The following is a 2482-nucleotide window of genomic DNA, read 5'->3' as shown; positions in this document are numbered from 1 at the left end:
AACATGCTGATGTAATACTTACCATCGCATTCCACGATTTCATGCTTGCGGTCGATAATTTTGTCCATTTCACCCGATAAGAACTGAGCGCCCAGCCGTGAGGGCATAATATTGTCAATCTCGTTGACATTGTTCCGCTCATACAACCAGCCCTTATCGTAGAGCGTTCGCGGCTCCCATTCTTTCGGGGTGCTGGTACGCCACAACATGGTTTTCATGATATTCCCGGCTTTCTTCACGTCCAGAATATCGACAATCAGACCGTTCTCGCGTCCCTTGAATGCCTCAAGCATTTTTTGCAGGGAGGCATAATGTGCCAGTTGCAACCCTTCGAGCGTCAGTTGTACGGGATTTTGCCCCCGGACGACCTTCTCAATACCGGACATGGCGGCATTGTTCTTTACGGCTTCTTCCTTGATTTCCGCGCTGTCCAGCAGACAGGCGGCGGAATACAGCACGATATAGGCTTTCTCTGTGGCGTAGTGCATGACAAATTTACCCGCCTCATTCTCCAGCATATCGTCGAGGTGAATATCAAGGCGACGCATGGCGCTGACGTGCGGCTTATAGAGTTCATGCAGCTCAGCGGCGTTGCGCCCACGGTCACGCTCGAAAATGTAGCTGATTTTTTTCCCCGGCTCTGACACCAGACTGGTCAGGAGCTGCGAGAGGTTCTGGATATACTCGGTAAAGCCTTTTTCGCTGAATGCGGACTTGATGCCGGCCACTTCGATGATGGACAGGTAATCGCTGTTCTCCGTCACCATGATGTACGGGTGGGTGATTTCCGGGTGCTTCTCCCGGTCTTCGTCGGTGAGTCCGACGACCGTGACCAGATCGGAATAGCCCAGCAGGTTGCCGCCGGTCATTGATTTCGATACTTTTACCAGCAGGTTTTCAATCATGCTCGTCATTTTTTGACTCTCCGTGAATAAATCTCCGCCCACTGCGAGGCGTCGGGAAAACCGTCTTTTTCCGCGCTGATTTGCTGCTGAATGTCTTTCTCACTGTCCAGCAGTACCAGTCGCCCCTGTCGTCCCAGCACGTCGCGTAAATCATCGCTGCGGTTACTGCCGTAGGTATCGGCTATCAGTTCTGCCGACTCAGACAATTTCCTGAGCACCCGCTTTGCTTTGTTCTGCTGCACTTCATCCGGGCTGTTGAGCGCATGGATCATCGCCCGCTTTAACAAAGCAAAACTGGCGCGGGGATGCCGTTTTACGCCGTAGTAGCCCACCGTGCTGTCGGTGGCAAGTTCATCAGTCTGTTGCTCAAAGCACATAAGGCAATAAACTCGTTCAGGCTGTTTATCTTCCTGAAAGCGATACAGCTTATCGGTGACAATTCCGCAAAGTTGACAACATGGCTGTTTTTCCATACTCCCTCCTGTTGTTCTGCCACAACCAGATTAACTGTGGCAGAAGTACCCTTTCGGATTAACGTTTGTTGACAAGCCGCTCGTGCATCCAGCCTTTATTCGTTAACACGAATACGGCTTTTGCGCTGACCGGATTTTTTTCAGACGCCACGTCTTCTTTTAACTTAGAGCTTGCAGCAATAATGTCGTCGGATTTAGCCCATTCAGGAATGTCAGTAACCGTGTAGGTATAGTTGACGCGGGATATTTTTTGCCCCATTGCATCGGACGGCTCGGTGAAATTCGTAATCGTTTCAACCTTTGCTTTGCCGAAGCAAAAACCGCCTGTGTCCTTGCCGAATGCGTTGGTTTCCGTACCCGCTTTGTAATACTTTTTGCCTTCATCGGTCAGAACGTAGCTGTTCACGACAACATCATGGGCTTCTGAACCCCATGATTTCTCATAGTGCTTGCGCGAAACTTCTGTTTCTGTCAGAAGCCCTTTCGCTGCCAGCGCTTTAAGCACGGCTCGCGTATTGCCAAAATCAAACCCATCCGTTTTAAACGGGAAATTGGCCTTGAAATAACATTCTGGATAGGTTGTATCCAGATACTGCTGTGCGGCTGTTTTGAAGTTGCTTTCGTTCGCCTCTTTTGGGTCGTTACACCCGCTCAATGCCAACGCGCCAGCGGCGATAAATGACAGTGTAATAATGGGTTTCATGCGGTTTTCTTTCTCCAGAAGTATTACCGTCCGGCAGGAACCGGACGGTGGGGTGAATCAGATTTCGGTCTGAATGTTCGTGGTATCACCGGTACGTTTGATGATAACGGCCAGCGCAATCAGGCATACGCCAATGAAGATGTAAATCACGCCCGACATCACGCCACGACCGTGATTCTGCTGCTGCTTTTTCGGGTCGTTGACGTTCTTGATGATGATTAGCCCCATCCCAGCCAGCACCACGCCGATTGTGCCGAAGATCAGCATGGCGGGCTTTCTCGCCTGCTGCATCCCCTGCCCGATTTCATTGAAGGTATCGAACCAGCCTGCGGCGTGAGCACCCGGAAGGTTCCCCAGCATCAGCATCATGGCCGCCAGAAACCGGTATTTCGCGTTATCAG

Annotated in this window: 3 protein-coding genes and 1 pseudogene; all 4 read right to left on the bottom strand. The window is 51.0% G+C overall.

Annotation, left to right across the window (positions count from 1 at the left end; translation table 11 throughout):
• Positions 1-914: pseudogene (locus BBW68_RS04790) on the bottom strand (conjugal transfer protein); the annotation flags it as partial.
• Positions 911-1378 carry a hypothetical protein gene (locus BBW68_RS04785; protein ID WP_070134238.1) on the bottom strand — a complete coding sequence of 156 codons (468 nt, stop codon included), beginning with the start codon at positions 1376-1378 and terminating at the stop codon, positions 911-913. The gene BBW68_RS04785 and the pseudogene BBW68_RS04790, both read right to left, overlap by 4 nt.
• Positions 1379-1436: 58 nt before the next feature.
• Positions 1437-2081 carry a hypothetical protein gene (locus tag BBW68_RS04780; protein WP_070134237.1) on the bottom strand — a complete coding sequence of 215 codons (645 nt, stop codon included), beginning with the start codon at positions 2079-2081 and terminating at the stop codon, positions 1437-1439.
• A gap of 57 nt (positions 2082-2138) precedes the next feature.
• The coding region (locus tag BBW68_RS18745; protein ID WP_186821276.1) for a DUF6750 family protein at positions 2139-2482 on the bottom strand (344 nt) is incomplete at its 5' end.

The sequence above is a fragment of the Candidatus Erwinia dacicola genome (genome assembly GCF_001756855.1).
In the GTDB taxonomy this organism is placed as follows: Bacteria; Pseudomonadota; Gammaproteobacteria; order Enterobacterales; family Enterobacteriaceae; genus Erwinia; species Erwinia dacicola.
Note: the sequence above shows the minus strand (reverse complement) of the source record. Positions and strands in the feature narration are given on the sequence as shown.

What these genes read in the sequence shown, in the direction of transcription:
- BBW68_RS04785 (WP_070134238.1), bottom strand. Translation starts at nt 1,378, where the DNA reads ATGGAAAAACAGCCATGTTGTCAACTTTGCGGAATTGTCACCGATAAG.
- BBW68_RS04780 (WP_070134237.1), bottom strand. Translation starts at nt 2,081, where the DNA reads ATGAAACCCATTATTACACTGTCATTTATCGCCGCTGGCGCGTTGGCA.